This is a genomic window from Pseudomonas sp. IT-P176 (assembly GCF_949767245.1).
In the GTDB taxonomy this organism is placed as follows: Bacteria; Pseudomonadota; Gammaproteobacteria; order Pseudomonadales; family Pseudomonadaceae; genus Aquipseudomonas.
Genome location: NZ_CATKPN010000101.1, coordinates 95401 through 117065, shown reverse-complemented (window position 1 = coordinate 117065; position 21665 = coordinate 95401). Strand labels below are relative to the sequence as shown.

At 61.2% G+C, this 21665-nt stretch carries 16 protein-coding genes and 1 other RNA gene; 3 read left to right on the top strand and 14 right to left on the bottom strand.

The window, feature by feature from the left end; genetic code table 11:
• Window positions 1-13: 13 nt before the first annotated feature.
• Window positions 14-562 carry an adenine phosphoribosyltransferase gene (locus tag ACM6IP_RS24500; RefSeq protein WP_095165383.1) on the top strand — a complete coding sequence of 183 codons (549 nt, stop codon included), beginning with the start codon at window positions 14-16 and terminating at the stop codon, window positions 560-562.
• 47 nt (window positions 563-609) lie between these two features.
• Here the strand turns inward: ACM6IP_RS24500 and ACM6IP_RS24495 are convergent, their stop codons facing one another.
• The 5 genes from ACM6IP_RS24495 to dnaX form a co-directional block, all read right to left on the bottom strand.
• Window positions 610-1758 carry an acyl-CoA dehydrogenase family protein gene (locus ACM6IP_RS24495; RefSeq protein ID WP_095165385.1) on the bottom strand — a complete coding sequence of 383 codons (1149 nt, stop codon included), beginning with the start codon at window positions 1756-1758 and terminating at the stop codon, window positions 610-612.
• A 114-nt stretch (window positions 1759-1872) separates the two neighbouring features.
• Window positions 1873-2475 (bottom strand): recombination mediator RecR, encoded by a 603-nt coding sequence (gene recR, locus ACM6IP_RS24490; RefSeq protein WP_095165387.1) that lies wholly within the window; start codon window positions 2473-2475, stop codon window positions 1873-1875.
• Window positions 2476-2551: 76 nt separating this feature from the next.
• Window positions 2552-3586 (bottom strand): NADP-dependent oxidoreductase, encoded by a 1035-nt coding sequence (locus ACM6IP_RS24485; RefSeq protein ID WP_320332673.1) that lies wholly within the window; start codon window positions 3584-3586, stop codon window positions 2552-2554.
• Window positions 3587-3853: 267 nt separating this feature from the next.
• Window positions 3854-4192 carry a YbaB/EbfC family nucleoid-associated protein gene (locus ACM6IP_RS24480; protein WP_008028561.1) on the bottom strand — a complete coding sequence of 113 codons (339 nt, stop codon included), beginning with the start codon at window positions 4190-4192 and terminating at the stop codon, window positions 3854-3856.
• A 68-nt stretch (window positions 4193-4260) separates the two neighbouring features.
• Entirely contained in the window at window positions 4261-6327 is a 2067-nt protein-coding gene (gene dnaX, locus ACM6IP_RS24475) for a DNA polymerase III subunit gamma/tau (protein WP_414862440.1), read from the bottom strand.
• Between the two features lie 145 nt (window positions 6328-6472).
• On the opposite strand from dnaX, the gene ACM6IP_RS24470 reads away from it, so the two are divergent.
• Window positions 6473-7222: a substrate-binding periplasmic protein gene (locus ACM6IP_RS24470; RefSeq protein WP_095165392.1), complete on the top strand. Its 750-nt coding sequence runs from the start codon at window positions 6473-6475 to the stop codon at window positions 7220-7222.
• A gap of 2 nt (window positions 7223-7224) precedes the next feature.
• On the opposite strand, the gene ACM6IP_RS24465 is transcribed toward ACM6IP_RS24470, so the two are convergent.
• The gene (locus tag ACM6IP_RS24465) at window positions 7225-8925 is read right to left on the bottom strand and encodes a putative bifunctional diguanylate cyclase/phosphodiesterase (RefSeq protein ID WP_414862439.1); all 1701 of its coding nucleotides are present in this window, start codon (window positions 8923-8925) and stop codon (window positions 7225-7227) included.
• Between the two features lie 487 nt (window positions 8926-9412).
• Between ACM6IP_RS24465 and ACM6IP_RS24460 the strand changes: the two genes are divergently transcribed.
• Entirely contained in the window at window positions 9413-9727 is a 315-nt protein-coding gene (locus ACM6IP_RS24460; RefSeq protein ID WP_095165396.1) for a helix-turn-helix domain-containing protein, read from the top strand.
• 1190 nt (window positions 9728-10917) lie between these two features.
• Here ACM6IP_RS24460 and ACM6IP_RS24455 read toward each other — a convergent pair.
• From ACM6IP_RS24455 to ACM6IP_RS24420, 8 genes are all read right to left on the bottom strand, one after another.
• Window positions 10918-11166, bottom strand: a complete 249-nt coding sequence (locus ACM6IP_RS24455) for a hypothetical protein (RefSeq protein WP_185818176.1) — start codon at window positions 11164-11166, stop codon at window positions 10918-10920.
• Window positions 11167-11390: 224 nt separating this feature from the next.
• The gene (locus tag ACM6IP_RS24450) at window positions 11391-11750 is read right to left on the bottom strand and encodes a hypothetical protein (RefSeq protein ID WP_414862438.1); all 360 of its coding nucleotides are present in this window, start codon (window positions 11748-11750) and stop codon (window positions 11391-11393) included.
• A 347-nt stretch (window positions 11751-12097) separates the two neighbouring features.
• An RNA gene (gene ffs, locus ACM6IP_RS24445) (signal recognition particle sRNA small type) lies at window positions 12098-12194 on the bottom strand.
• A gap of 292 nt (window positions 12195-12486) precedes the next feature.
• On the bottom strand, window positions 12487-13653 hold the full coding sequence (locus ACM6IP_RS24440; protein WP_414862518.1) for a putative zinc-binding metallopeptidase: 1167 nt from the start codon (window positions 13651-13653) through the stop codon (window positions 12487-12489).
• A gap of 147 nt (window positions 13654-13800) precedes the next feature.
• A complete protein-coding gene (gene ligA, locus ACM6IP_RS24435) occupies window positions 13801-16158 on the bottom strand; it encodes an NAD-dependent DNA ligase LigA (protein ID WP_414862437.1) in 2358 nt (785 codons plus the stop codon).
• Window positions 16159-16286: 128 nt separating this feature from the next.
• Window positions 16287-17141: a cell division protein ZipA gene (gene zipA / locus ACM6IP_RS24430; protein WP_095165425.1), complete on the bottom strand. Its 855-nt coding sequence runs from the start codon at window positions 17139-17141 to the stop codon at window positions 16287-16289.
• 256 nt (window positions 17142-17397) lie between these two features.
• On the bottom strand, window positions 17398-20886 hold the full coding sequence (smc, locus tag ACM6IP_RS24425; protein ID WP_414862436.1) for a chromosome segregation protein SMC: 3489 nt from the start codon (window positions 20884-20886) through the stop codon (window positions 17398-17400).
• A gap of 2 nt (window positions 20887-20888) precedes the next feature.
• The gene (locus tag ACM6IP_RS24420) at window positions 20889-21548 is read right to left on the bottom strand and encodes a GntR family transcriptional regulator (protein ID WP_095165429.1); all 660 of its coding nucleotides are present in this window, start codon (window positions 21546-21548) and stop codon (window positions 20889-20891) included.
• Window positions 21549-21665: the final 117 nt, after the last annotated feature.

Sequence of the window (21665 nt, the reverse complement as noted above, 5' to 3'; positions counted from 1 at the left end):
GGACATCTCGACGATGCTCATCGACTCCTTCGACATCAAATCCCTGATCCGCCCCGTGATCGACTTTCCCAAGCCTGGCGTGATCTTTCGCGACATCACCCCCTTGTTCCAGTCGCCCAAGGCCCTGCGCCTGGTGATGGACAGCTTTGCCCATCGTTATGTCGAAGCCGATTTCACCCACATCGGTGCAATGGATGCCCGTGGTTTCCTGATCGGCTCGGTGCTGGCCTATCAACTGAACAAACCACTGGTGCTGTTTCGCAAGCAAGGCAAGCTGCCGGCCGACGTACTGGCCGAGGGCTACCAGACCGAGTACGGCGAAGCCTTCCTCGAAGTCCACGCCGACAGCCTGTGCGAAGGCGACTCAGTACTGATGTTCGATGACCTGATCGCCACCGGCGGCACCCTGATTGCCGCGGCCAATCTGGTCCGGCGCATGGGCGCGAAAATTTTCGAAGCCGCGGCGATCATCGACCTGCCGGAACTGGGCGGCTCGCAGCGCCTGGAAGACATGGGCATCCCGACGTTCTGCCTGACGCAGTTTGCCTTGTCCGAACAGTAGCCGGTGTCGGTGCTGAGATCATCGCGGGCAAGCCGCCATAGCGCAATCTACAGCCCCATCTGCTTGCTGATTATCTCGTTCATCACTTCCCGCGTGCCGCCGCCAATGGACAGGATCCGGTTGTCGCGGTACAGCCGCTCCACCAGGCTGTCGCGCATGTAGCCCAGCCCGCCGAGGATCTGCACCGCGTCGTGGGTGATCCGATCCGCGGTGTCGGTGGCGAAGTTCTTGGCCATGGAGATTTCCTTGATCACACTTTGCCCGGCAGCCATTTTTGCCGCCTGGCGATAGGTGAACTCCCGGGACACCTCCAGCGCCGTGGCCATTTCCGCCAGGCGATGCTTGAGCACCTGGAACTTGCCAATGGGCTTGCCGAACGCTTCGCGCTGGCGGGCCCACTTCAGGCTTTCTTCCAGTGCCAGTTGCGCGGTCATGTTGGCCATGAGGGCCAGGGCCAGGCGCTCACTCTGGAAGTTGCCCATGATGCAGGCAAAGCCCATGTTCTCGGCGCCGATCAGGTTCCCGACGGGCACTGTGCAATCGTCGAAAAACAACTCGGCGGTGTCCGACGCCCACCAACCCATTTTCTTCAATTGACGCCCAACGCTGAACCCTGGGGTGTCGCGCTCGATCAGCAACAGGCTGATGCCGCCGAACCCGGTGTCGCCGGTGCGCACCGCCACCGTATAAAAGTCCGCGCGCACCCCGCTGGTGATGAAGGTCTTGCTGCCATTGACCCGGTAGTGATCGCCGTCGCGCACAGCACGGGTCTGCAGGTTGGCCACGTCGGAGCCGCCGCTAGGCTCGGTGACCGCCAGCGCGCTGATCTTTTCGCCGCTGAGCACCTGCGGCACCACCCGCTCACGCACCTCGGGCCGCGCCCACTTGACGATCGGCGGCAGTCCGATGTCCAGCGATCCCAGCCCCGCCACCAGCCCGCCGGAGCCACAGCGCATCAGCTCTTCGCTGGCGGCGATCTTGGCGAACAGGTCACCCTCGTGGCTACCACCCAGCGCTTCGGGGTAACCGATGCCCAGGATGCCCGCCGCGCCAGCCTTGAGGTAGAGCTCGCGAGGAAATCCCTCGGCCTCCTCCCACTGGTCGATGTCCGGGATGATCTCGCGTTCGACGAAACGTCTTACGCTATCGCGGACCAATTCATGGCTGGGATCGAAGTATTCCTGAAAGGCAGGCATCGGCGAACTCCACTGAAGGTTCAGCGAAGTTAACCGAGCGCTTGCTTGGTTTTCAACAGATTTATGCCCGTAGGAGCAAGGCTTGCCCGCGAAGGCATCAAACCAGATGCTGGATTACAAAGCGATCGGCTTACGCCCGGCAAACGAATGCGCCAGTGTGCCGCCATCCACCAGTTCCAACTCGCCCCCCAACGGTACGCCGTGGGCGATACGCGAGGTGATCAAGCCCTTGTTGGCGAGCAACTGGGCGATGTAGTGAGCGGTGGCTTCACCTTCCACGGTCGGGTTGGTGGCCAGGATTATTTCGCTGAAGGTACCGGCGTCTTCGATCCGTGCCAGCAATTGCGGAATGCCAATGGCTTCCGGCCCCAGGCCGTCGAGTGGCGACAAATGGCCCTTGAGCACGAAGTAGCGACCGCGAAAGCCGGTCTGCTCCACGGCATACACGTCCATCGGCCCCTCCACCACGCACAGCAGGCTGTCGTCGCGGCGGGTGTCGGAGCACTGCGGGCACAGTTCTTCTTCGGTCAGGGTACGGCACAGACGGCAATGACCGACCCCTTCCATTGCCTGGCTCAAGGCCAGCGCCAACCGCGAGCCACCGCTGCGGTCGCGTTCGAGCAGTTGCAACGCCATGCGCTGGGCAGTTTTCTGGCCGACCCCAGGCAAGGTGCGCAGGGCGTCGATCAGTTGGCGAATCAAAGGGCTGAAGCTCATGGGCAAAGGTCCGACAAAACAACGAGACGCGGTTTATACCCGCGCCTCTGGCCAGCGTCAAATGCTCATCGGTCGGTCAGTCCTTGGCCACCCGCACCACCAGCTTGCCGAAGTTGCGCCCCTCCAGCAGGCCAATAAAGGCCTCGGGCGCCTGCTCCAGGCCTTCGACCACGTCCTCGCGGAACTTCACCTTGCCCTCGCGTACCCAGGGCGCCATGGCCTTGGCAAACTCGGAGTGGCGATCACCATAGTCGTCGAACACGATAAACCCCTGCATCCGCACCCGTTTGGTCAGCAACGTGCGCTGCAGCAGCGGCATGCGGTCCGGGCCCGGTGGCGCCTCGTGCGCGTTGTATTGGGCAATCAAGCCGCACACCGGGACCCGCGCCTTGGGATTGAGCAACGGCAGGACCGCGTCGAATACCTTGCCGCCAACGTTTTCGAAGTAGATGTCGATACCAGCACCGCACGCCTGCGCCAGTTGCTCGGCAAAGTCCGCGCTCTTGTGATCGATGCACGCGTCAAAACCCAGCTCATCGACCACGTAGCGGCATTTATCCGCGCCGCCGGCGACGCCGACCACCTTCAGGCCCTTGATCCGCGCCACCTGGCCCACCACCGAGCCCACGGCCCCGGACGCAGCCGCCACGACCAGGGTCTCCCCTTCCTTGGGCTGGCCGATGTCCATCAGCCCCATGTAGGCGGTCATGCCCGGCATGCCGAGCACGCCCAGGGCCATGGACGGACTGGGCAAGCCGGACGGCACCGGGATCAGGGCCCGACCGTCGCTGATGCTGTGGCTCTGCCAGCCGGTGGCACCGACGACCAGGTCACCTTCGTGGAATTTCGGGTTCAGCGAGCGCTCGACCCGGCTGACAGCGCCACCGGTCATGACCTCGCCGATGGCCACTGGGGCGGCGTAGGACGGTGCGTCGCTCATGCGCCCGCGCATGTAGGGATCAAGCGACAGGTACAGCGTCTTGAGCAGCACCTGGCCTTCGGCCAGATCGGGCAGCGCCACCCGTTCCATGCGGAAGTTTTCCGGCGTTGGCGCACCCGCCGGGCGAGAAGCCAGGACAATGCGTTGGTTGAGGGTCATGGCGTCGGACATGGCAGCGTCTCCTGTGATCGTTGAGGTTCAGTGATATAGGGAGCAGACCTTTGTGGCGGTATGGCGTTCGATGTTTATTCAGTTGCATCGGGGTGACTTCATCGCGAGCAAGCTCGCTCCCACAGGTTTTGCGAGCGCCGCGAATCCTGTGGGAGCGGGCTTGCCCGCGATTGCGGCATGTCAGCCACACATATCTGTCAGCCAGAAACAAAAATGCCAAGCGCTATGCCTGGCATTTTTGTAACTCATCTGCCGCCTGAAGGCGAATCAGAATGGCAGTTTCATGCCCGGTGGCAGTTGCATGCCGGCGGTCATGCCGGACATCTTGTCCTGGCTGTTGGCCTCGATCTTGCGCACGGCGTCGTTCACCGCAGCCGCGAACACCGCCTCGAGCATCTCTTTGTCATCTTCGCTCAGGCCTTCTACCAGGCTTGGGTCGATGGTCACGCGCTTGACGTCGTGACGACCGGTCATGACCACGGTGACCATATCGCCACCGGCTTTACCGGTGACTTCGGCGTTGGCCAGCTCTTCCTGCATCTTGGCCATCTTTTCCTGCATCTGCTGCGCCTGCTTCATCAGGCCGGCCATGCCACCTTTCATCATGGGAATCACCTCAAAAGTACGTGGATCAAAACGGCGCCCGGACCAGTGGGCCGAGCACCTTCAGTTTGTTAGCCCTGGCTGACCAGAGCCTCGACAGGTTCAATAGTATCGTTACGGATCACTGCGCCGAACTGTTGCATCATCTGCTGGATGAACGGATCGCCGTGGATCGAATCCTCGGCCTCGCGCTGACGGTTGGCGCGTCGCCGGGACGATGCCTGGGCCGGGGTTTCCTGCTCCGGCTTGATCAGCTCGATGCTGATTGTCAGGGTGCGCTGCAGCAACTGGTTCAGGGCATCGTTGAGCCGCCGTTGCTGGGTGGCGTTGAACAGCGCGCTGTGGGCCGGGTCCAGGTGCAACAGCCACTGGTCGCCCTCCACGGCGATCAGCGTGCAGTTGGCGGCGATGCTGCCGGTCATGCCGGAAATCGGCAGTTTCGGGAACAGTTCCAGCCACTGTAGCGCCAGGCCGGTGGCTGGCATCGCCGCAGGCTCGGGTTCCGGTGCCGGCGCAGGCTCGGCGGTGTGCTCGCTGGCGAGCTCATCGAGGTAGCTGTACGCCGAGTCCATGTCCGGCTCAATGTAATCCTCGTCCAGCGGCGGCTCGTCATCCAGGTCCATACCTGGGGTGGCGGCATCCACCTGGGCCACTGAAGGCTCGGGAATCGGCGCGGCGGCCCATTCCGGCGCATCCAGCACCACGCTATCGGGCACCGGAACGGGCATCGGTGTCAGGTCTGGCTGTTCGGCGACGGTCTCGAGCACCGGCTCGACCGCCGGTTGCAGCGCAGCCGCCGGCTCTACCGGGTCGTTCCAGGGCAGATCGACGACCTCCTCGACAGCGGCCGCCGGCTCAGGCGCCACATGCACCACAGGCTCCGGCTCGACCACCGGCGCAACAGGCGCAGGGGTTGGTGCAGGCGCGGCAACCGGCGGCGCAGCGGCCACGACCGGCGCAACAGGTACCGCGCCAGCCACTGAGTGAGCGGAATCAACTGTGGCCTGGCTGATCCCCACTGGCTTTAGCGGCTGCCTCGGCGCATCGGCGGTGTCTGCCGGGCGGAAAGCCAGCATCCGCAGCAGGACCATTTCAAAGCCGCCCCGCGGATCGGGGGCCAGCGGCAAATCGCGTCGACCGATCAGCCCCATCTGGTAATAGAACTGCACATCCTCGGCCGGCAGGGCCTGGGCCAGCGCCAACACCCGGTCGCGGTCGCCCTGTCCGTTGTCGACACCGTCCGGCAATGCCTGGGCAATCGCCACGCGGTGCAGCACATTGAGGATTTCCGAGAGCACGCCATTCCAGTCCGGGCCTTGCTCGGCCAGGTGCCGGACACCTTCGAGCAACGCCTTGGCGTCGCCTTCGATCAGCGCGTGCAGGACATCGTAGACCTGCCCATGGTCGAGCGTGCCGAGCATAGCCCGCACGTCCGCCGCCATGACCTTGCCTTCACCGAAAGCAATGGCCTGGTCGGTCAGGCTCATGGCATCGCGCATCGAACCGTCGGCGGCGCGCCCGAGCAACCACAGGGCGTCGTCTTCGAACGGCACGTTCTCCACACCCAGGACGTGGGTCAAATGCTCGACCACGCGCTCCGGCGTCATGTTTTTCAGGGAGAACTGCAGGCATCGAGACAAAATCGTTGCTGGAAGTTTCTGCGGGTCAGTGGTCGCCAGGATGAACTTGACGTAGGGCGGCGGCTCTTCGAGGGTTTTCAACAGCGCATTGAAGGAATGACTGGAGAGCATGTGCACTTCGTCGATCAGGTAGACCTTGAAGCGCCCACGGCTCGGCGCGTACTGCACGTTGTCCAGCAGTTCGCGGGTGTCCTCGACCTTGGTTCGGCTCGCGGCGTCGATCTCGATCAGGTCGACAAAGCGCCCTTCGTCGATCTCGCGGCACACCGAACAGGTGCCACACGGCGTCGACGTGATACCTGTTTCACAGTTCAGGCATTTGGCGATGATCCGCGCGATGGTGGTCTTGCCCACCCCGCGAGTGCCGGTAAACAAATAGGCGTGGTGCAGCCGCTGGCTGTCCAAGGCATTGATCAGAGCCTTGAGCACATGGGTCTGGCCGACCATTTCGCGGAACGAGCGCGGACGCCATTTACGTGCAAGAACCTGATAACTCATCGAAAACCGTCGCGACTGGGAAGCGGAAGCGGGTAATGCTAGCGGAGCAAGGGCAAAATTGCATCCGGTGTGCTCGGCTAATCTGGCTAAGCTGGTGTTCGGGGGACGTTTTAATCGGCGTCGGGCGGTATTTGCTGGAGTGTTTATGCGGTCAGCCTTGGGGGCATTGTTATTGGTCAGCGCCAGCACTCTTGCCGCGCCCAGCCCTTTACGCTTCGCGATCACCGACAGCTGGGCCATGCCCATGGTGCAAATCGAGTACGGTCGCCCGACCCAGGGCATTCTGCATGACGTGATGCTGAGCCTGGCGACCCAGGTCGGTTTGCCCGCCGAATTCCATGTCCTGGCGCGCGCGCGCGTGCAAAACGCCATGGAGCACGGGGAAATCGACGTCCGCTGCTACGCCGCGCAATCCTGGCTACCCAACCAGTCCGGCGACTACATCTGGAGCATTCCCCTGTGGTTCCAGCGCGACCTGCTGATCAGCAACCAGCACCACCATGCCGGGGTAGTCCCGGCCGACCTCGCACCACAAACCATCGGCACGGTGTTGAGCTACCACTACCCTACCCTGCAGCCGCTGTTCGATAGCGGGCAACTCAAGCGCGACGACGCCCGCAACCAGGACCAGGTCCTGCAAAAGCTGCTGGCCGGGCGCAATGAGTATGGGGTCAGCAACCAGTGGACCCTGGACTGGTTCAATCAACGTCTATTGCCGGAGCGGCAATTGCGCGCCGTCGCGGTCCTGCAGGAGCTGCACGTCGGCTGCTACGTGCGCAACGATCCGGACCTGCCGGTGCAGCGCATTTTGCGGACCCTGCTGCGCATGAAGATGTCCGGCGAGATCGATGACATCATCCGCCTGTATACCGGCTCTCAAGAACCGTCACCCTAGGCTCAGATGGCCTCATCCAGCGCCTGCCACTGGCTGGGCGCGACAAAATCGGCGACCCAGCCCGGCACTTCGCTGGCCGGCATCGGCCGGGCAATGAAATATCCCTGGGCCACTTCGCACCCCAGGCTCAGCAATAGTTGGCCATGCTCCAGGCTTTGCACTCCCTCGGCGATCACCTCTCGACCAAACGCCCTGGCCAGGCCGATCACTGCGGTGGTCAGGGCCAGGTCGTCGCGATCATGCAAGATATCGCGGACAAAGGATTTATCGATCTTGATGGTTTGCGTGTTGAGGCGCTTGAGGTAACTGAGGGACGAATACCCGGTACCGAAATCCCCCAGCGAGAACCTCACCCCCAGCGCCTGGCAGGCCTGCAGGCAGGTGGTGACATGCTGGATGTTTTCGATCGCCATCGACTCGACAATCTCCAGGTCCAGCAGATGGGGGGCGACCCGGGCGTGACGCTCCAGCACCTGCTTGAGCCGGTCGAAGAAGTCCGTGCGCTGGAAATGCCGGGCCGCGATGTTGACGCTGACCGGCCACTGCTGCCCGACCGATTGCCACAGTGACAACTGCGCCAGCACCTGATCAATGACCCACTCGCCAATGTCGACGATCAGGTCGGTTTCTTCCACCAACGGCAAAAACTCCCTGGGCGGCACCACACCCTTCTCCGGGTGTTCCCAGCGCAACAAGGCTTCGAAACCGACCACGACACCGCCACGCATATTCACCTTGGGCTGGAAGTGCAGGCACAGCTCGTTGTCCAGCAAGGCCTGGCGCACCCGGGCGACGGTCTGGTGCGTCGCCCTGACCTCCCGGTCGCGTACCACATCAAACAGGTGAAAACGGTTGCGCCCGCTCTGCTTGGCCACGTACATGGCCTGGTCGGCATGCCGCAACAAGGTCTCGGCATCTTCGTTGTCCTGGGGGAACAGGGTCACGCCGATACTGGCGTAGACGTGGATGTCCTTGCCCTGGATTGAATAGGCCGCCGAGATCACCCCCAACACCCGGTTCAACGCCGCACGCAGCTCCGCGACGTCATGCACATAGCGCAGGATCAGCACAAACTCGTCCCCGGCCAGGCGTGCCACTACATCCTCGCCACGCACGATACTGCGCAGGCGCTTGGCCACTTCCACCAGCAGCAGGTCGCCACTGGCGTGGCCATAGCCGTCGTTGACCGCCTTGAAACCGTCCAGGTCGAGCATGCACACCGCCAGCGGTACCTCCTCGATGCGCGAACAGTCCAGGGCCTGGTCCAGCAAGTCGGAGAGGAACGCCCGGTTGGGCAAGCCGGTCAACACGTCATGCCCGACCCGCCATTGCAGCGAATGCAGCAACTGGCGCTGCTCGCTGGTATTAAAGCCAATCGACACGTAGCGGTGCACCCGCCCGGTCGCCTTGTCCAGCACCGGCAGCAGGGTACTTTCGACCCAATACAGGCTGCCGTCCCGGGCTCGATTGCACAGTTCACCCTTCCAGACGTTGCCCAGGGCGATAGTGCGCCACAGCGTGGCGAAAAACTCGTCGGGGTGCAGGCCGGAATTGAGCAGCCGGTGATCAACACCCAGCAACTCTTCCCGGCGGTATCCGGAGACCGCGCAGAACTGGTCGTTGACGTAAGTGATTCGACCATTGAGGTCGGTTTCGGAAAACAGGGCGGCTGCATCCACCGCCCTGCGGTATTTCTCGTCCATGAGTTCGGCCTGTGGTGGCTAGCGGTAGTACCGCTCGACCAGCGCGCAACGCTTGGAAGAGGTATGGGGGGCGTAGCAGAATGGCTCGGCAGGTCGCCGCCGGGGAGGCAGCGCAGGCAAAGTCCTTTTAATCGTGCGGGCTGGCATATTCAGATGCACATTAACACTCCATGAACAGCAGGTGATGGCCCCCGAACGGGCGAAGACCAACTAGCCTTAAAGGCTTCTAACCAGTCAGACAAAAATCCGCACGGTCGACACTCAACCAGCCATCTGGTTCATTTTTGCCGCTTCCCGTACAGAGGAAACCTGCGCAATGATGGCTGTTTCACATCGCCCCAACTGCGGATCTTTAGCCACCCAATGCTCGTATCAAGCGCCAATTCTACGAAATACATCACATATATGAAAGCAAGGTGATGAATCATGCAGTTGTGCAATGTCAAAATCTATCGTTAAGTTCTTGATTCTAAATGGGAATTGAGCGATGCACATTTCAAGTTTGGGTCCAGCCATCAAACGTTATCGCAAGGTAGCGGGGCTAACTCAGGCTGAACTCGGCGAAAGAACCGGTTTTGACCCTAAAACCATCAGCCGCTTCGAAACCGGCACCTATACCCCCAGCGTTGAAGCCCTGTTCATGCTTGCCAGCGCACTGGGAGTGAAGCTCAAAGTGTTTTTCGCCGACTTTGGCGACGAAGACGAACAGCGAGCCTATCTGTTTGGTGTCGTACACAAAGCCCCCCCAAAGGATCTGGGAAAGCTGATCGCAGCGGTTGATCACGCCTTGTCCAAGCCTTAGCGCCACATACAACCAACAGCAGAGGCAACGTTGATCGCTGCCTCTGCTGTGTCGTTCACGCGCCCGCAAAAAAGCCCGGCACCTGTTAGCGACGACGCCGGGGGCAGACAGCAGAAAACACCCTGGACCGAGAAACGCTCGGAGGGCAACAAACAGCAGGATTCAGGAGAAGAAGCTGACAGCGCGGATGGACTGGCGATTGCCAGCAAGGCTGTAGCAAGGCTGTAGCAAGGCGTTAAGGTGGTAACCCCACCAGCCACACCCCGGCACACAATGTTCCCGCTGTGGCTGCTTCCTTCCGGATCTGACCAGGGTGGGGCATGCAAGCATGCTTCGCAGTTCGCTGAAAGACTCACTGCGTTTGGACTGGTGGGGTTTTGGATAGGGAATATCGCACATGAACTCAGGTGCGAATCAAGCCACTGAAAAACGTCAAATCACGATGGAACGATGCTGGATCAATTTGTAGGTATCTAACGACGATTCTGACCCCTTGCACGTTTTTGAGATCATCAGGGAAGTAGGCTTTCTCCTTGGGCAACACATATTCGTTCATATGTCACCATGGTATTCACCACGCCATTAATTACCCAAAAGCAGTAGCCCACCGACATATAGCTATCTGATTCACCTGTTTCCATGCATCTGAATGCGCCTTGGCATTGCGTGAGTAACTCATTTCCGCCTGCCCATTGCTTCACCGCAACTCAGCGCTCCCGCAAGTGCTGACGCCGCCATCCTTGTTTTCGTTCGTTGCTCCCTGACGGCGCCTGTATTAGATGCAGGAGAACTGGATATACCAGTAGTTGGACTGTGCCCAATAGGTACCATTCCCCGAAGTGAAGGCCGCCCCACCCTCAGGGTTACTCCCTTCGCCCTCAATCCTATATCGTCCCTTACAGGCAGCGTGCATCTGTTTGTAAGCATCTTCCCGACGCATTTTGCGAACGACATCCGCCCCATCGTTGAGGTACTTGATCACCCCCAACCGAGCGCCCTCGTTAACTGGTGCATATGCGGCTCCCGAGTCAGGTGAGGACACCATCTGAGCGCCAGTACAACCAGCGATGCTGGCCAGCATGATTCCACCCAATAGCATTTTTAGTTCACGCATTTGGGACAATCCCCTTTTCTCTGTAGACGAGAATTTATCAATCCACCACCAGCGCCTTCACGCGACTCATCCGTCATCATCCGTCATCATCCGATGAGATAAACCCGCTGCCGCCTTGAACGAATGACTGACAACCCTCGTTGAATGATTGGGACGGCGTGTCGCACGAGTCCTCGTCATCAATGTCATTGTCTTCAGCCCAGTCATACCCAGCCTGATGCCCCGAGCAATCATCCGTACATTCGTATCCGTCGAATGTATCAGCGGAAGCGGATGTGCTACCCAGCACCGATACCAGCAGCGCCATTACAAATAACGTCTTCATGCTTAACCTCGCTGTGCATTGCCAAGTATGCGAAACGACTTCATACGACTTACCGCCAGCTTCTCAGGTGCTCAGTGCACCTCAAGAGCAGTCAATGCAGCCTCCTCTCGCCCATCAGGCGCGTACCTTTGAATGCCATAAGACAGCCACCACGAGCCATGGCGACAGTGACGCTTACAATAAGGCTCAGCCTCATATGATCCTCCTTGGCGATTGACAGGAGTTCACGACAGGACAGGAGCAGGGCGCTCCTCCCATAGCAATGTCCCCACACCATCTTGCACTTCGACTCGAACATTGCTCACCAGCCGAGCGAACAAGTGTGGGTTATTTCCGCAGAAGAGCCGACCACGCCACTGAACCCCACCAATGTCACCAAAAGACGCAGGATACGGATTCGATTTCATGTCTTTTGCGTAAGCTACCTTCTCGGAAACTGATGAAGTCTTTTCGATGTAAAGCTGCTCCATCAAGTCCTTTATGTAAGGAGCTGGACGACGGTAGTTGACGACCGCAACCACTTTATCCTCTACGGCAGCATGATCACCGAGCCATTCCCACGTGATAAGCCATGCAGTTTTCATTCACTGATCTCAACTCTTAACAACCCCAAGTTTGGAAGCTTAGCTCTCGCTTTCGCATTTCAGGCGAAAGTTTGCTCCTAAAAGCCGAAGGGAAGCCGGGATCTAACGGAGGTTTGCTGAAAGCAGATCAGAGGGACAAACAGAGGAGACCTGATGTACTGGTCATTTTCTCACACCAGCGATGCCGATCTTGCAGTGAAAAGATCAAGAGACGAGCCGACGCAGAGATAAACCTGGAGAGAAGTTAATAGCGACTTAGAATGAAAAGCACATAAGCGCTCTCACACTTCGATATTTTTTTGACTGATAACGCGCTGATTCACAACGGTTTTCTAGATAGGTGGTAACCCCACCAGCCACACCCCGGCACACAATGTTCCCGCTGTGGCTGCTTCCTTCCGGATCTGACCAGGTTCACGGGTAATCGTTGCGGGGGGACCGATGGGGTCACCATAACGACACTCACCAGTCGGCGAGCCGCGCCATTGTACCTATCTGAGACGAAGTTACAACCGTTCCCGCGGATTAAAAAAAATGAGCTGCTTCAATGACATGCGATAGCCCTGCAAGATCAGGACGTGTATCCGCTGGCGCAGCCTGCGTTCGGCGGCTTAGCCGTCGTCGCCCCTGCTCACTTGACGGACCTGATTCAGCGCATGGCGGCCGCTGCGCGGCCGAACGCAGCCTCGCGGGCTCGGCAGCTGCTACGGAAATTGCGGGCCCCCTGTAATGCGGGCTACAGGCTCTGCACTGCCTGGTCGGCGCGGCCGCCCTCTTGCTGGATCACCAGGTGAATGAAGTGCAGTTTGCCGATGACCGCTGGCGGCAGGACGAAGGGGTAGAAGTCCGGCTGGCCCATGCTGCGCGACAGTTCGTTGAGCATGCCTGCCAGTTCGATCCAGGCATTGACGAACGACAGGAACGCCGCGCCGCCAGGGTGCTGCGGGTCATAGAGCACGCTGCAAGGAAATGCCGGGTAGTCGAAGTCCATCTGCCGAGCGCTCATGCCCAAACCCAGCGCCGTGTCCACCGCGTCCATCATGTGCAGGTAATGCGCCCAGGTTTCCGCCCAGTCTTCCCAGGGGTGCATGGTGGCATAGGCACTGACGTGGCTTTGCTGCCAATCCGCCGGGGCGCCCTGCTGATAATGCCGCTCCAGCGCCTCGGCATAACTGGTGCGCTCATCGCCGAATACCTGACGAAAGCCCTCGAGCCACGGACCGTTGGCTATCAGGCGATCCCAGTAATAATGTCCGACCTCATGCCGCAAGTGCCCCAACAGGGTGCGGTAGGGCTCGCCCATCTGCACCCGCACCCGTTCGCGGTGCGCGTCGTCAGCCTCGCGGATATCCAGGGTCACCAGGCCGCTGGCGTGCCCGGTCATCGGCGACTTGCCTTCGAGATCGATGCTGACAAAGTCGAAGGCCAGTCCGCGCTCTTCGTCGATGGACCGGTCGATAACCTGTAACCCGAGGTCGAGCAATTGCGCAACCAGCCGGCGCTTGGCGATCTCCACCTTGCGCCAGTGTTCGTGATTCTGCGCGATGGACAGGTCGGGAATGGTCCGGTTCAGGCGGCAGGCAATGCAGTGCAACTGCGGATCATCGGCTGACAGCAGCCAGTTGCAGGCTGCCGGGGTATCGAGGTTGGCGCAGCGACGGAACAGCCCAGCCCCAGGGTCGGCGTCCAACTGCCAGGTATCCGGCTGCGGGCCGGGCTGCAGCGACGACAAGCGGCTTTGCTCAGGTTGGTAGCCCAGGGCTGCGGAACAGGCCAGGCACTGGCTGTTGCGAAAAAACAGCGACTGCCCGCACCGACACGGCCAGACCTTGCTGTTGCGTGAACTGTCGCCGATGAAGGGCGCGGCGATCCGCGCACTGAGCTGCTCGAAGAAACGGTACATGGCGATCTCTTCCTGGGGGCTGGCCAAGTCTAGATCCTGGCGCAGCGACTATCGTTCCCTCCGAGCATTCGGGTGTCGCCAAGCACGTCATCGCGGGCAAGCCGCAAGCGGGCGCCCGCTCCCACAGCAACTCGCCCGCGAAGGGGATCACACAGCAATACCGTGCCCAGCCAAGAACCCGACGAATGCCTCTTCATCCAACACCTTGAGCCCTAGCTCATTGGCCTTGACCAGTTTCGAGCCGGCGCCCGGCCCCGCCACCACACAGAACGTCTTGGCCGACACCGAGCCCGCAACCTTGGCGCCCAGGCTTTCCAGCTTATCCTTGGCGACATCGCGACTCATCAGCTCCAGGGAACCGGTGAGCACCCAGGTCTGCCCGGCCAGCGGCAAGCCTTCGACGACCTTCTTCTCGCTCTGCCAATGCATGCCGAAGTCACGCAACTGCTGTTCGGCCGCCAGGGCTTGCTGGCGATTGTCCTCGATCGCAAAAAACTCGCGCACCGCGTTGGCCTGCTTCTCCGGCAGTGCCTGGCGCATGTCCAGCCAGTCCGCGTCGATCACCGCCTGCAGCGAACCGAACTTGTCGGCCAGCTTCTGCGCCCCGCCCGGACCGACCGAAGGAATGTGCAACTTGTCGAGCAGGCCACCGAGGGTGGTGCTCGCCGCGAACTCGGCGCCCAACTCGCCCTGGTCCTGAATCTCCAGGCCATGCGCCAATAGCTGCTTGATCACCTGCTGGTTGTGGCTGTCGGTGAAGAAGCTGTGGATCTCGTGAGCGACCTCCAGACCGACATCCGGCAAGTACGTCAGCACTTGCGGCAATGCCTGCTGCACGCGCTCCAGCGAGCCCAGCGAGCGCGCCAGGACCTTGGCGGTCTCCTCACCGACATCCGGAATGCCCAGCGCATAGATAAACCGCGCCAGGCTCTGGCGCTTGCTGTCGGCAATGGCCGCCAGCAGGTTCTTGCTCGACAGCTCGGCAAAACCTTCCAGGTCGACGATCTGCTCGAACGTCAGCCCATACAGGTCCGCCGGTGAGCTGACCAGGCCTTCATCGACCAACTGCTCGACGCTTTTTTCGCCCAGGCCTTCAATGTCCATGGCCCGTCGCGAAACGAAATGGATGATCGCCTGCTTGAGCTGCGCCCCACAGGCCAAGCGTCCGACGCAGCGGTACACCGCGCCTTCGCTGACGGTTTCGCGCCCCTTGCTGCGCTTGATCAACTGCGTGCGCTCGACGTGGGAGCCACAGACCGGGCAACTCTCGGGAATCTGCACCGGCCGGGCATCGGCCGGACGCCGCTCGGCGACCACCTGGACCACCTGCGGGATCACATCACCGGCCCGGCGAATGATCACCGTATCGCCGATCATCAGGCCCAGGCGCGCCACTTCGTCCATGTTGTGCAGCGTCGCATTGGACACCGTCACACCCGCCACTTTCACCGGCTTGAGGCGCGCCACCGGCGTCACCGCACCGGTGCGGCCGACCTGGAATTCCACGTCGAGCAGTTCGGTGAGTTCTTCCATGGCCGGGAATTTATGGGCAATCGCCCAGCGCGGCTCACGGGCACGGAAGCCCAGCTCACGCTGCGCGGCGATGCTGTTGACCTTGAACACCACGCCATCGATCTCGTAAGGCAGTGCATTGCGCCGCTCACCGATATCGCGGTAGTAGTCCAGGCATTCGCCGATGCCCTTGGCCAGTTTCAGTTCACGACTGACCGGCATGCCCCAGGCCTTGAGTTGCTGCAGATTGCCGATATGCGTGTCGGCAATATCCGCCGACACCTGGCCGATGCCGTAGCAGCAGAACTCCAGCGGCCGGCTGGCGGTGATTTTCGAATCCAACTGGCGCAAGCTGCCGGCGGCGGCATTGCGCGGGTTGGCGAAGGTCTTGCCGCCCGCTTCCAACTGCGTGGCATTCAGGCGCTCGAAACCGGCCTTGGACATATAGACTTCGCCGCGCACTTCCAGGGTCGCCGGCCAGCCGCTGCCCTGCAGCTTGAGGGGAATATTGCGCACCGTGCGCACATTGACGCTGATGTCTTCCCCCGTGGTGCCGTCGCCGCGGGTAGCGCCGCGTACCAGCAGGCCATCCTGATACAGCAGGCTGACCGCCAGGCCATCGAGCTTGGGCTCGCAGCTGTATTCAACTTCGGCGCCGCCGCCAAACAGATCGCCGACCGGCAAGTCCAGGCCTTCGGTGACCCGGCGATCGAACTCGCGCATATCGGTTTCTTCGAAGGCGTTGCCCAGGCTCAGCATCGGCACTTCGTGACGCACCTGGGTAAATGCCGAGAGCGCCGCACTGCCCACGCGCTGGGTCGGCGAGTCGCTGCTGATCAGTTGCGGGTTGGCCGCCTCCAGCGCCTTGAGCTCATGGAACAACCGATCGTACTCGGCGTCCGGAATGCTCGGCTCGTCCAGCACGTGGTAGCGGTAGTTGTGCAGATCCAGTTCAGCGCGAAGCTCTAGAATGCGTTTTTCGGCGGCGTTCATGGGTGTTCTCTCATAAAGCAAAAGAGCAGCCGAGGCTGCTCAATCTGTTGATGCGGACAAATTCACTGCAGGCGCTGAGCTGGCTCAGCGCCTGCAAGGTGCGGGAGGTATCCCACACATTGCCAATTTCAGCGCTTCTGGGTCAGCGCGCGGCGCTCGAATTCGACGATGCGCTGACGGTAGTGTTCGATGGTCTGTGCCGTCAGGACGCTGCGCTGATCGTCCTTGAGCTCGCCATTGAGCTCCTGGGACAACTTGCGTGCAGCGGCGACCATTACATCGAACGCCTGCTTCGGATGACGCGGCCCCGGCAGGCCAAGGAAGAAGCTGACCGCCGGGGTGCTGAAGTGGTCGATGTCGTCCAGGTCAAAAATACCCGGCTTGACCGCGTTAGCCATGGAGAACAGGACTTCGCCGTTGCCCGCCATGCTTTCGTGGCGGTGGAAAATATCCATCTCGCCGAAACGCAGGCCACTTTCGAGAATGTTCTGCAACAGCGCCGGGCCCTTGAAGCCACCGGCATCACGGCAGATCACGCTGATCACCAGCACTTCTTCGGCTTGTGGTTGGTCCTTGCTCGCCGCCCCGCTCGAGGCCTTGGTTTCATCCGGGAAATCGCCGTCACGGCTGCTGAAGCTCGGGCCGCCGTCCAGGTCCAGATTGAGGTTCAAGTCGCCTTGCGCCGGCTCGCCGTGGCCACGCTTGCCACGCTTGGAGCCCGACTCGCGGGGCTCACGGGCAGGCATGCTGACCGACGGCAGGTCGTGCTCGTCCAGTTGCGGCTCTTTGTGGTTATCGAGCACCCGCGGCGGGCCCAGCAGTTCGGCACCGCTGTCCTCGTCCGGCAGATTGGACAGGCTGCGGTCCAGGCGAAACTTGAGTTTGCCCTTGCCGCCGCGCATGCGCCGCCAGCCATCAAAAAGAATACCGGCAATGACTATGATGCCGATGACGATCAGCCACTCGCGCAGACCGATTTCCATGTAATCCCGTGCCTCTATAAAAAATGCTGAAAAATAAGGGGTTTACAAGCTGTAAACCGCTTTAAAACGTGGCGCCAACTCTATGTTCTGACAGGCGTTTTGCCCACGTACACGATAAATTGACATTAAACTAGCACGACCAAAGGTAACTTTACACCGTCTGTCACAGTGGCTTCAGCGAATATGTCGATTGGCCAGTAATCCGTACCGGTAAAAATCCTTACTTCCCATAAACATATGGCTTAAACCCAGGACGTCAGGCGTCCACCATCGCCATCGCCTCCTCGACATCCACAGCCACCAGACGCGAACAACCGGGCTCGTGCATCGTCACCCCCATCAACTGGTCGGCCATTTCCATGGCGATCTTGTTGTGGGTGATATAGATGAACTGCACCGTCTGCGACATCTCTTTGACCAGTCTTGCGTAGCGTCCAACGTTAGCGTCATCCAGCGGGGCGTCAACTTCATCGAGCATACAGAACGGCGCAGGATTGAGTTTGAAGATGGCAAATACCAGGGCCAATGCGGTCAGGGCTTTTTCGCCGCCAGAGAGCAAATGGATGGTGCTGTTCTTCTTCCCGGGTGGACGCGCCATGATTGTCACCCCTGTATCGAGTAGATCTTCGCCCGTCAGTTCCAAATAAGCGCTGCCGCCACCGAAAACTTTTGGAAACAAGGCCTGCAAACCACCGTTGATCTGATCAAAGGTGTCCTTGAAGCGATTGCGGGTTTCCTTGTCGATCTTGCGAATGACGTTTTCCAGGGTATCGAGGGCTTCCACCAGGTCGGCGTCCTGGGCGTCGAGATAGTGTTTACGCTCGGACTGTTGCTGATATTCGTCGATGGCCGCCAGGTTGATCGCCCCCAGGCGCTGAATCCGTGCGGCAATGCGCTCAAGTTCTTCTTCGGCGTCGTTCTCGTTCGCCTCGGCCACCAGGGTCGCGAGCACGCCGTGTAGATCGTAGCCGTCTTCGAGCAGTTGCTCCTGCAGGGTTTTGCGGCGCACGGTCAGGGCCTGCCATTCCATGCGCTGCTGCTCGAGCTGGCCGCGGATCAACTGCGACTGCTGTTCCGCCTGGGTGCGCCGCTTCTCGGCCTCGCGCAGCTCACGGTCGGCCTCCTCCAGCGCGACCTGGGCGGTGCGCAGTTCTTCATCGACACTCATGCGCTTGTCGAGCAGCTCTTCGAGCTTGAGCCGCAACTCTTCCAGCGGCGCCTCACCCTCCTCCAGGTTGAGGCTCAGCTGTTCACGCTTTTCGGTCAGGCGCTCGGACTGCAGCTCCAGGCGTTCCAAGGCCTGGCGGGTGGAATCGTGTTGCGCCTTGAGTGAACCCAGGCGCACCGCCAACTGGTGCGCATGATCCTTGTGCTGCCGGGCTTCCTGGCGCACCCGGTCGAGGCGCTCGCGCAGGCTGTCGCGCTGGGCCAACAGCAACTCGCGCTGCTCGGTGTCCAGGGCCATGCTGTCGAGGGCGCCCTGCAATTGCAGGCGCGACTCGCCGATCTGTTCATGTTCGAGCTCGCGCTGCTCGCCCAGCTCCACCAACTCTTCGTCGAGCCGGGTACGGCGCAAGGTCAACTGCTCGGCCTTGGCCTTGCCCGCGGACAATTGCGCCTTGAGCTCGCCCTGCTGGCGCGCTTCGTCCTGCAGCAGGCGGCGCAGGTGTTCGCGGCCGTTTTCCTGTTGCCGCTGCTGGGCGCGCAGGTTCTGCAGGGTGGTTTCAAGCTGTTCGACCGTGGCTTCGCGCTCCTCGCGCTCCAGGCCCAGGGCCTGGATTTCCTGGCCACGGGCCAACACCCCGCTTTCGGCTTCGCTGGCGCGACGCACGCGCAAAAAGTGCCGGCCGATCCAGTAGCCGTCGCGGCTGATCAGGCTTTCGCCAGCCGCCAACTGGCCGCGCAAGGCCAAGCCCTGCTCAAGGGTTTCCACCGGCTTGACTTGGCCCAGCCACGGCGACAGGTCGATCTGCGCCTCGACCTTGTCCAGCAAGCTGCCTGCCACCCGCACACCGTCGATGCCCGGGCTGAGCAGGCGCAAATCGCCCTGGGCAAACCCAGCCAGGTCGAGGCCGGCAAAATCATCCACCAGCACTGCCTGCAAGTCGGCGCCAAGCACGGTTTCCACCGCCAGCTCCCAGCCCGCCTGCACGCTCAGGCCCTCGGCCAGGCGCGGGCGCTCGGCCAATTCTTGCTCACGCAACCATTGCGCCGTGCCGGTACCCGGGTCGAGCGCGGCTTGCTGCAAGGCTTCCAGCGACGCCAAGCGACCATTGAGTCGTTGCAGGTCGCCATGGGCCTGCTGCTGATTGTGCAAGGCCTGCTGTAGCTCCTGGCGCAACTGTTCAAGGCGCTCGACCTGGGCCTGCTCGCTGGCCTGCAAGTCCTCGAGGGTTGCTTCGCTGGCGGCGAGTTGCTCGCCCAGCTCCATGATTGCCGCGTCTTCCGGGTCCGCCGCGAGCAGGTCGCGCTCCTCGGCCAGGCGGCGTTGGCGCTCGGCCAAGCGCTCGACGCTGGTTTCCAGCTGCTGAATGCGCGACTGCTGCACCTCGGCCTGGCGCCGGGGCTCGGCCGAACTGAGGTTGAAAGCGTCCCACTGCTCCTGCCAGCCATGCATGGTGGTTTCAGATTCTTCCAGCGCGGCTGCGGCTTCCTCGGCCGCGGCGCTGGTGATTTCCTGCTCCGGGGTCAGCATGTCCAGCTCTTCGCCCAGGGTCAGCAGCAGCGTGCGGTCATGGCCCAGGTGGGATTCGGTTTCCAGGCGCGCGCGCTCGGCTTCCTTGAGATCGTCCTGCAGTTGGCGCAAGCGTTGCTGGCCGTGCTGGATACTCTGCTCGACCCGGGCGATGTCGCCGCCGACCGAATAAAAGCGCCCCTGCACCAGATTGAAGCGTTCGGAGAGATCGTGGTGCCCGTCACGCAAGCGTTCGATGCTCGCATCGGCATTGCGCTGCTCGGCCACCAGGGCTTCGAAACTGACTTCCTGATTACCGATGATCGCTTCACGCTGGCCGACCTGCTCGTTCAAGGCCTGCCAACGCAGCGCCGACAGCTGGGCCTTGAGCTGACGCTCTTCGGCCTTGTATTCCTGATACTTCTTGGCGGACTCGGCCTGGCGGTGCAAGCGTTCGAGCTGACGCGTCAGCTCTTCGCGCAGGTCGGTCAGGCGCTCAAGATTTTCGTGGGTGCGGCGGATCCGGTTTTCCGTCTCGCGCCGACGCTCCTTGTATTTGGAGATCCCCGCCGCTTCCTCGATGAAGTTGCGCAGGTCTTCGGGCTTGGACTCGATCAGCTTGGAGATCATCCCCTGTTCGATGATCGAGTAACTGCGCGGACCCAGGCCAGTGCCGAGGAAAATGTCGGTGATGTCGCGGCGCCGGCACTTGGTGCCGTTGAGGTAATAGGTGGTCTGGCTGTCGCGGGTGACTTTGCGGCGAATCGAAATCTCCGCATAGGCGGCGTATTCACCGAGCAAGGTACCGTCGGAGTTGTCGAATACCAGTTCGATACTGGCCTGGCTCACCGGCTTGCGGCTGGTGGAGCCATTGAAGATGACGTCGGTCATCGACTCGCCACGCAGGTTCTTCGCCGAGCTCTCGCCCATCACCCAACGTACGGCGTCGATGATGTTCGACTTGCCGCAGCCATTGGGCCCGACCACCGCCGCCATGTTACTGGGGAAGTTCACCGTGGTCGGGTCGACGAAGGATTTGAACCCCGCCAGTTTGATGCACTTGAGCCGCACGCTCAGGCCGCCGGCAAGGCAGACAGCACCAGGTCGCAACTGCGCTGGGCGTAGGCCGAGAGCACGATGCGGATCTGTGGCAGGTCACGGGCGAGCACGGCGGCGAGCAGGCGTTCGAACAGTTCGAGGAACTCGCTCATTTCCGCCTTGCGTTGTTCCAGGGCCAGGAAATACGCGCGACTCATGGCCGGCTGCAGGTTCTCGACAGTCTCCTGCAGGTAGGGGTTATCGGCGAACGGGTACGCGGCGCGCATCACATTGAAGCTGTCGTCGACGAAGGTGCGGATGTCCTGGCGTTCGTAGCTGGCGTTCAGGCGCTGCTGGATCTGCACGAAGGGCGCCATGTCGGCCTGGACGCGCCAGCCATTGGCCACGGCGTTGCCCAGCAGGATGTACAGCTCGCTCATCAGGGTGCACAGGCTCTGCACCTTGTGCGCGGTGAGCTCGGTGACATGGGCGCCGCGTCGCGGCAGGATCGCGATCAGGTGGCGTCGTTCGAGGATCAGCAAGGCTTCACGGACCGAACCGCGGCTGACATTGAGCGCCAGCGTGACCTTCTGTTCCTGGATGCGCTCTCCTGGCTTCATTTCGCCGCGAATGATGCGTTCGGCGAGGTGTTGAGCAATTTGCTCGGCGAGGCTGTCCGGCGCCTTGAACGTCATGGTTTTCCTTCAAACTCTTCGATCTGTACAAGCGGCGCAGTGTAGCGCACTTGGTAGTGGATGATGCAGGGCCCGGCCAGTGGAAATTGGCACGATTCAAGCAAAAAGCGAGCTGGG

What these genes read in the sequence shown, in the direction of transcription:
- ACM6IP_RS24500 (WP_095165383.1), top strand. Translation starts at nt 14, where the DNA reads ATGCTCATCGACTCCTTCGACATCAAATCCCTGATCCGCCCCGTGATC.
- ACM6IP_RS24495 (WP_095165385.1), bottom strand. Translation starts at nt 1,758, where the DNA reads ATGCCTGCCTTTCAGGAATACTTCGATCCCAGCCATGAATTGGTCCGC.
- recR (WP_095165387.1), bottom strand. Translation starts at nt 2,475, where the DNA reads ATGAGCTTCAGCCCTTTGATTCGCCAACTGATCGACGCCCTGCGCACC.
- ACM6IP_RS24485 (WP_320332673.1), bottom strand. Translation starts at nt 3,586, where the DNA reads ATGTCCGACGCCATGACCCTCAACCAACGCATTGTCCTGGCTTCTCGC.
- ACM6IP_RS24480 (WP_008028561.1), bottom strand. Translation starts at nt 4,192, where the DNA reads ATGATGAAAGGTGGCATGGCCGGCCTGATGAAGCAGGCGCAGCAGATG.
- dnaX (WP_414862440.1), bottom strand. Translation starts at nt 6,327, where the DNA reads ATGAGTTATCAGGTTCTTGCACGTAAATGGCGTCCGCGCTCGTTCCGC.
- ACM6IP_RS24470 (WP_095165392.1), top strand. Translation starts at nt 6,473, where the DNA reads ATGCGGTCAGCCTTGGGGGCATTGTTATTGGTCAGCGCCAGCACTCTT.
- ACM6IP_RS24465 (WP_414862439.1), bottom strand. Translation starts at nt 8,925, where the DNA reads ATGGACGAGAAATACCGCAGGGCGGTGGATGCAGCCGCCCTGTTTTCC.
- ACM6IP_RS24460 (WP_095165396.1), top strand. Translation starts at nt 9,413, where the DNA reads ATGCACATTTCAAGTTTGGGTCCAGCCATCAAACGTTATCGCAAGGTA.
- ACM6IP_RS24455 (WP_185818176.1), bottom strand. Translation starts at nt 11,166, where the DNA reads ATGAAGACGTTATTTGTAATGGCGCTGCTGGTATCGGTGCTGGGTAGC.
- ACM6IP_RS24450 (WP_414862438.1), bottom strand. Translation starts at nt 11,750, where the DNA reads ATGAAAACTGCATGGCTTATCACGTGGGAATGGCTCGGTGATCATGCT.
- ACM6IP_RS24440 (WP_414862518.1), bottom strand. Translation starts at nt 13,653, where the DNA reads ATGTACCGTTTCTTCGAGCAGCTCAGTGCGCGGATCGCCGCGCCCTTC.
- ligA (WP_414862437.1), bottom strand. Translation starts at nt 16,158, where the DNA reads ATGAACGCCGCCGAAAAACGCATTCTAGAGCTTCGCGCTGAACTGGAT.
- zipA (WP_095165425.1), bottom strand. Translation starts at nt 17,141, where the DNA reads ATGGAAATCGGTCTGCGCGAGTGGCTGATCGTCATCGGCATCATAGTC.
- ACM6IP_RS24420 (WP_095165429.1), bottom strand. Translation starts at nt 21,548, where the DNA reads ATGACGTTCAAGGCGCCGGACAGCCTCGCCGAGCAAATTGCTCAACAC.